Origin of the sequence: Streptomyces sp. NPDC006552 (assembly GCF_040611655.1) — a bacterium.
Classification (GTDB): Bacteria; Actinomycetota; Actinomycetes; order Streptomycetales; family Streptomycetaceae; genus Streptomyces.
Map to the genome: position 1 here is coordinate 150,583 of NZ_JBEXOS010000009.1, position 6,556 is coordinate 157,138.

Below are 6,556 nucleotides of genomic sequence, written 5' to 3' on the forward strand. Positions count from 1 at the left end.
GACGCCCGCCCCGCGCACAGCAGCGGCGGGGCGGGCGGGAGTTCGGGGGTGGGGCTACGGGCGGGCGGGGCTCTCCATGGCCAGACCGGCCAGGTGGTCGCCGAATCCGCCGCGGGCCCGCGGGTCGAGGCGGCCCGAGGTGGCGACGGGGCAGTCGGCGGTGCGCAGCAGACGGTGGCCGCGGGCCGCGAGGGCGTCGACGAGGCCGTGGTCCTCGCTCACCGGCAGCGCGGGGAAGCCGCCGACGGCCACGTAGGCGCCGGCCGCGACCCCCAGGTTCGCGCCGTGCACGTGCGGGTGGTGCCAGGGTCCGTGCGCCGGGCGGGAGGCGGTGTAGTGCCTCTGGTGACGGGCCGCCAGACCGGGCACGCGCCGGGGCCACCGGGTGACGGTCACGGTGCCGACGACCGCGTCCCAGCCCTCCGCGGCACGGGCGTGCTGGAACGCGAGCCAGTGCGGCGGTACGACACTGTCGGCGTCGGTCGAGGCCAGCCAGACCCCCTCGGGGCCGTCGAGCAGCTCCAGGGCCCGGGCGGCGGCGGTGGCCCGGGCCAGTCCCACGTTGCGGCACGTGACGTGGACGACGTCGGCGCCGGCCCGGGCGGCCGCGGCGCCGGTGCCGTCACGGCAGCTGTCCGCCACGACGACGGTGACCACCCGTACCCGCCGCAGAGCGGGGTGGCGGGCGGCGGCGCGGATCGCCTCCAGCGCGCGCGGGAGCCGCTCCTCCTCATCGTGGGCCGGGACGAGAACGGCGAGGGAACGCGCCCTCACACCAGGCCTTCCGCGGCCGCCGGGGACGGCGGCGCCGTGCCGTCGTCCAGGCGGCGGCCGAACGTCTGCAGGACGAAGTCCGCCTCGCGGTGCTCCACCGCGGGAGCCAGCTCCGGGAGCGCGCCGAGGACACCGGCGAGTTCGTCCCCGGTGCGCAGATGTTCGGCGACCGGGTGGTTCCAGTGCACGGTGACGAGGGTGCCGCCCGGCTCCAGGGCGTCCACCGCGTGCCGGAGCAGGACCGTCAGCTCCGCGGTGTCGAAGTAGTACAGCAGCTCGGAGAGGACGACGAGGTCGAAGGTTCCCGCGGGCCATTGCTCCGGGAGAGTGAGGTGGCGGACCTCGACGTGCTCCAGGTGCCCGGTCCTGCGGGCGGCGGTGTCGGCCGCCGAGCGGACGCGGTCGCAGGCCAGCAGCGTGTCGCAGCGCTCGGCGAGCCGCAGGGTGAGTTCGCCGACCGAACACGCCGGTTCGAAGGCGCGGCGGAAGCGGGGGCGGGGGAGGGCGGCGAGCGTGAGGTCGTACTTGCGCCGCTCGTACCAGCGCTCGGCCAGGTGCCAGGGGTCGGACGCGTCGCGGTACATGTCCTCGAAGTACGAGGGCGGGGTGCTCACTGGAACAGGACCTCCGTCGAGCGCAGGTGGTGGGCGAGTTCGTCGGGCGGCAGTACCGCCGCGTCCCCGGGCCCGGGCCCCAGCGGACGGATCTGCGTGGCGAACCGTTCGACAGCGGCCCGCTTCCGGGCCTGGACGCGTGGCGGCAGCGGGACGCGCCGGGCCGTCCGCCACGGTACCCGGGGGTCGTCCGGCACCGCCCAGTGCCACATCCAGACCGGGTACAGCGCGCAGGCGGTGCCCGTGCGGCGCGCTGCCGTGCGGGCCGCACGGCCGGCCGCCTCGTGGTCGCCATGCACGTCACCGGTCCACGGTGCGACGACGAGGCCGGCGTCACGGACCAGGGGGACGAGGGCGTCCACGAGCTGGTCCTCGTGGCCGGGCACGCCGGTGTCCGGCACGCCGAGACGCACGATCCGCGCGTCCTGCGCGCCGAGTTCGGCGAGGGCGGCCCGCAGTTCACCGGCGCGCAGGCGGGCCAGGGCGGCGGGGGTGACGACCTGGCTGTCGGGGTGGGAGCCCTCGCCGTCGGTGATCGAGACGACGGTCAGGCGTACCCCGCGCTCCGCCAGCAGGGCCATCGCGCCGCCGAAGCCGAGTACCTCGTCGTCGGGGTGGGCGGCGACCACCACGACGTGCCCGCGCTCGGGCAGGACCGCCTGCGGGAGCGTGTCCCAGCCGCTCCAGTCGCGCCAGGACGCCTCGTCGGTGCCGGGCGCCTGGATGGCGTTCGCGGGGCCGGGCTCCGCCGGCCGCCCGCCGGGCTCGGTGCGTATCGCGGGCCGGGTCACCGGGCCTCCTCGGGGCGGGCGAGGAGGGCGCCGAGATGGGCGAGGTCGCGTTCGCCGTGGTGCTGGCGGATGTAGACGGTCAGGTCCGCCACGTCGCGGGCGTGGCGCAGGTCGTGGCAGAGCGGTCCCGCCCCGGTGGCCCGCCCGACACGGGTCAGCACCTCGGAGCAGACCGACTCGACGAAGGCGCGGACCCGCTGGGCGCGCAGGCCCGCCTGGCCGCTGCTGTCGAAGGGGTCCGCGTCGATCTCGGCGGCGGCCTGGTCGAGGACGGCCCGCGCGGCGTGCAACTGCACGTCGACCGCGCCGAGATGGGCGTCCGTGTGCGGGTCGCCGCGGTGGGCCGCGGCATGGCGCAGGGCGTGGGCGACGGCGAGGGCGCCGCCGTACCAGCAGGCGGCGACGCCGATCCCGCCGTGGGCGAACCCGGGCCGCCGCACATAGGACTCGACGTCTCCGACGGCGACGGCCGGCACCTGGTCGAAGTGGACGTCGGGGGTGTCGCTGCCCGCCATGCCCACGGCCTGCCAGGTGCCGTCGACCGGAGTGCAGCGCGGGGTGTCGACGGCCACCGCGAACAGCCGCCTGCCCTCGGGGGTACGCGCGGTGACCAGCGCGTCCGTGCAGCTGCGGGCGCCCGAACAGTACGGTTTCAGGCCGCTGAGGACCCAGCCGTCACCCAGGCGCGTCGCTTCGAGCGTGGCGCTGGGCGGTTCGGCGGCCCAGACGCCCCAGCGCCGGCCGGGGCGCGGGGGCGGGCCGCCGAGTTCGGCGAGGATCGCGAGGGCGTCCACATGCCCCTCGACCAGACGGGCGACACAGAGGTCCTCCTCGGCGACGGAGCGCAGGGCCGCCAGCCGGAGGGCCGTGCGCCCCGAACCGGGCAGCGGGAACTCCAGCTTGCCGTCGTCGATGAGGCCGACGACCGCGGCGAACCGCGCGGCGCTCTCCTCGCGGGCCTGGTCCGGGGTGATGCCGTCCTGAGCCGGGCGCCCGTGGCCCGGGGCGTGCGCCGCGGCTTCGGACGCCACCGTCTTGTCCGTCATGGGGGAAACGTCCTTCACGCTGATCCGGGAGGCGTGCGCCGGTCCCAAAGGTGTCGGTGTCGCCGTCGCGCCGTGCGCGGCAGCGGAAAGCGGCGCGGCCCGGGGGCCGCGCCGCGGTGTGCCGGAGTAACGGACCTAGGCGACCAGCGTCTGGTCGGCCTGTTCCTGTCCTGGCGTGGGGTGGGACCCCGTGGACACGGGGCGGGCGGTCAGGATCTGTTCTGCCGCCGCGAGAGCGTCGTTGATCTCACGGGTGCCGGTGGTGACGCACAGCGTGTACGCGACGTCCTCCAGGAGGCGCCGGTTGGCGAGGGTGTCGGCCTCGACCAGCTGGACGCGCGCCGTGGCGTAGCGGGACAGCAGTGCGCGCAGCATCTGCGGGTGGGGAGTGATCATGCCGAGAGGCTCCTTTTTCTCCAAGCAACTCGCTCCCCGAGTGTCCCGTGCCGCACATTTCATGCATGGCTGTGCCAAGGACGCGGGAGCGCGCGTGAACCACAGGGGTGAACGGGGCCGGACCCGCAGGTCACTCGCCTTCCACGTCCCGCTGGGCGTCCGGGTTGGGGCTGGTGGCGTCGGCGCTCTCGCCGTGCCGCCGGGCCTCCTTCTCCTCCCGCAGCGGGTCGGTCTCGGCGTCCTCGAACTCCTTCAGGACCTCGCCCGCCGCGGTCTGGGCGGGGCGGGAGTCGTCGTGCCGGGGGTCGCGGTCGTGCTTCATGGTGGCTCCTTCGCCGTGCGGCACTGCTCGGTACGGGATCGGGGCGCGTCAGTGCTGGACGCGCTCCTGGGCGGTGCGGTGACGTTCGTTGAAGGCGCGCGCCGCCCGGTCGTTCAGGGCGCTGCCCACGGAGCGCAGCCGCTCGCCGAACGTGCGCGGGACGGCCGGCTCCACGTCGATCCCCGGCCGCAGCCCGGGCTCGCCCTGCGCCGAGGGCAGCACCGCGTTCAGGGCGTGGCTGACCCGTGCGGTGAGGACCGGCGCGAGGCCGTGCGCCTTGTCGGCGGCGCGCGCGGCGGGGGTGAGCACGAGGCGGACCCGGCGGCGCTGCATGGCGGTCACGATGCGCTCCGCCGCGCGCTGCGCGTCCATCGAGACCAGCGGGGTCCCGGCGAGAGCGGAGAACCAGGCGAACTCGCGCCGCCGGTCGCCACCGAACACGGCGTGCAGATGCGAGCCGGTGCGCATCAGACCGGGGTGCACGGAGGTCACCGACACCCCGTCGCGCGCCGCCTCCACGTACAGCCCCTCGGCGAGGGCGCCCACGGCCGCCTTGGCGCAGGAGTACGGCAGCAGATGGGGCACGGCGAGCAGCCCGCCCACCGAGCCGATCAGGGCGAGGCGGCCGCCCGCCCGGCTCTCCCGCAGATACGGGAGGGCTTCGAGGCCGGTGTGCAGAGCGCCGTCGAAGATGGTGCTCATCGCCTCCTCGAAGCCGGCCGCGCCGACGCTCTCGGCGGGCGCGACCTGGATGATGCCGGCGTTCGCGACGACCACGTCCACCCCGCCGCAGTCGTCCGCCGTCTGCCGGAACGTCTCCGCGACGTTCGCCCGGTCGCGTACGTCGGTCACCGCGGTGCGCACCGGCGCGCCGGGATGCCGCTGCTGGAGCAGGCCGGCGGCCCGCTTCAGCTCGGCGGCGTCCCGCGCGGCGAGCGTGACCACGCAGCCGCGGCGCACCAGCTGGTCGGCGAGGAGCAGGCCGAGACCCCGGGAGCCGCCGGTGACCACGGCGGAGAGGCCGTGCAGGGCGCCGGGCGGGCGGGAGGACGACGGTAGGGGCATGGGGGGCGCTCCCTGTTCTGCGTGGGAAAGACGTGGGGAAGACGTGGGAAAGAGAGGCGGGCGGTTCCGCCGTTCCCGGGGGCCGCCGTCGCCTGAGTACCCTCCGGCCGCCCGGACAATCCGGGGCCGGCGCGGGCTCGGTGCGGACCGGGCCGGCGGGCCTGCGGTCACCTTAAGTCCGGACGGCGAGCGCCGCCCGCCGGTCCCGGGCCGCGGGAGCGGAGCACATTTCCCGTCATGAGCTGGGCCGAACGGGTTTGAGAATGCCTCCCGAGGACACCCAGAGCAGTGGCCGTCCGGCCCCGAGCGGTGACCGCGCCCGGAACCGGACTCGTTACCAGAAGAGAGGACTCGTCATGTTCAAGGCCATTGCTGATGTACTGCGCTCGATCGGCGGAGCCATCGCCACCGTCGTCACGCTGCCCTTCCGGGCCGTCGCACGGCTCTTCGGCGGTGCCTCGGCCAGTGCGCACGGCAACCACTGAGACACCCAGGACCTCAGGGGGAGAGGCACCGAGAAAGAATGAGAAGGGGCGGACACATGACGACCGTGACGGCGCAGGACCGGACCCGGGTACCGGCTCCACAGGCGGAGCAGGACCTGATCGAGCGCGCCTATGCGGACCCGGCTTCGCTCGCGCCCAAGGACGCCCGCGAGGTCGGCAGGCGGTTCTTCGACCGGCTCACCGAGCTGGAGGAGGGCACGCACGAGTACAGCTACGTGCGCAACTGCCTGATCGAGATGAACCTGTCACTGGTGCGGTACGCGGCGTCGAGGTTCCGCCACCGCGGCCAGCAGGAGATGGAGGACATCATCCAGGTCGGCACGATCGGCCTGATCAAGGCGATCGACCGGTTCGAACTGACCCGCGAGGTCGAGTTCACCTCGTTCGCCGTCCCCTACATCACCGGCGAGATCAAGCGTTTCTTCCGTGACACCTCGTGGGCCGTGCACGTCCCGCGCCGGTTGCAGGAAGCCCGCCTCGAACTCTCCCGGGCCACCGAGGAGCTGCGCACCCGCCTGGGCCGCTCGCCCTCCACGGCCGAGCTGGCCGAGCTGATGCAGCTGGACCCCGCCGAGGTGGCCCAGGCGCAGATGGCGTCGAACGGCTACAACAGCGTCTCCCTGGACGCCGCCGTGAGCGGCAAGGACGACGAGGCCGACACGATCCTCGCCGACTTCATCGGCTTCGACGAGGGTCGCTTCGAGCTCGTCGAGGACTTCCACTCGCTCGCCCCGCTCATCGCGGACCTCGACGACCGTGAGCGCAGGATCATCCACCTGCGCTTCGTCGAGGAGCGGACCCAGCAGCAGATCGCCGACGAGCTGGGCTACTCGCAGATGCACGTGTCCCGGCTGATCTCGCGCGTGCTGGGCAAGCTGCGCGCCGGTCTGCTGACGACCGACTGACGCCACCCCCCGGCCCGGCGCGCCGCCCCCGGTCCTTCCCGGCCCGGCGCGTCGATGAGCCCGGCATACGCCCTACCCGGCCGTCCGTTCGACTGTGACGGCCGGGACGGGCGTTCCGGAGGACAATGTCATATGCC

The 6,556-nt window shown here is 74.6% G+C and carries 9 protein-coding genes; 2 read left to right on the plus strand and 7 right to left on the minus strand.

Going from position 1 to position 6,556, the window contains the following annotated elements; all coding sequences use genetic code 11:
- Positions 1 to 54: 54 nt before the first annotated feature.
- The 7 genes from ABZY33_RS08655 to ABZY33_RS08685 all read right to left on the minus strand — a co-directional run bounded on the left by ABZY33_RS08655 (position 55) and on the right by ABZY33_RS08685 (position 5,008).
- Positions 55 to 774, minus strand: coding sequence for a glycosyltransferase (locus tag ABZY33_RS08655; RefSeq protein WP_356490767.1), 720 nt, complete (start codon positions 772 to 774; stop codon positions 55 to 57).
- Entirely contained in the window at positions 771 to 1,388 is a 618-nt protein-coding gene (locus ABZY33_RS08660; protein WP_356490768.1) for an SAM-dependent methyltransferase, read from the minus strand. Before ABZY33_RS08660 ends, ABZY33_RS08655 begins: the two co-directional genes overlap by 4 nt.
- Positions 1,385 to 2,179 carry a PIG-L family deacetylase gene (locus ABZY33_RS08665; protein WP_356490769.1) on the minus strand — a complete coding sequence of 265 codons (795 nt, stop codon included), beginning with the start codon at positions 2,177 to 2,179 and terminating at the stop codon, positions 1,385 to 1,387. Before ABZY33_RS08665 ends, ABZY33_RS08660 begins: the two co-directional genes overlap by 4 nt.
- Positions 2,176 to 3,225, minus strand: coding sequence for an acyl-CoA dehydrogenase (locus tag ABZY33_RS08670; protein WP_356490770.1), 1,050 nt, complete (start codon positions 3,223 to 3,225; stop codon positions 2,176 to 2,178). The genes ABZY33_RS08665 and ABZY33_RS08670 overlap by 4 nt, the downstream gene beginning before the upstream one ends.
- Positions 3,226 to 3,360: 135 nt before the next feature.
- Complete coding sequence (locus ABZY33_RS08675; RefSeq protein ID WP_356490771.1) at positions 3,361 to 3,621, minus strand: DUF5133 domain-containing protein; 261 nt, start codon at positions 3,619 to 3,621, stop codon at positions 3,361 to 3,363.
- 130 nt (positions 3,622 to 3,751) lie between these two features.
- Positions 3,752 to 3,943: a hypothetical protein gene (locus tag ABZY33_RS08680; protein ID WP_356490772.1), complete on the minus strand. Its 192-nt coding sequence runs from the start codon at positions 3,941 to 3,943 to the stop codon at positions 3,752 to 3,754.
- Between the two features lie 48 nt (positions 3,944 to 3,991).
- Positions 3,992 to 5,008: an SDR family NAD(P)-dependent oxidoreductase gene (locus ABZY33_RS08685; RefSeq protein ID WP_356490773.1), complete on the minus strand. Its 1,017-nt coding sequence runs from the start codon at positions 5,006 to 5,008 to the stop codon at positions 3,992 to 3,994.
- A 356-nt stretch (positions 5,009 to 5,364) separates the two neighbouring features.
- Here ABZY33_RS08685 and ABZY33_RS08690 point away from each other — a divergent pair, with 356 nt between their 5' ends.
- Both ABZY33_RS08690 and ABZY33_RS08695 read left to right on the plus strand, forming a co-directional pair.
- The gene (locus ABZY33_RS08690) at positions 5,365 to 5,493 is read left to right on the plus strand and encodes an LPFR motif small protein (protein ID WP_356490774.1); all 129 of its coding nucleotides are present in this window, start codon (positions 5,365 to 5,367) and stop codon (positions 5,491 to 5,493) included.
- Between the two features lie 56 nt (positions 5,494 to 5,549).
- Entirely contained in the window at positions 5,550 to 6,419 is an 870-nt protein-coding gene (locus tag ABZY33_RS08695; protein ID WP_356490775.1) for a SigB/SigF/SigG family RNA polymerase sigma factor, read from the plus strand.
- Positions 6,420 to 6,556 lie beyond the last annotated feature (137 nt).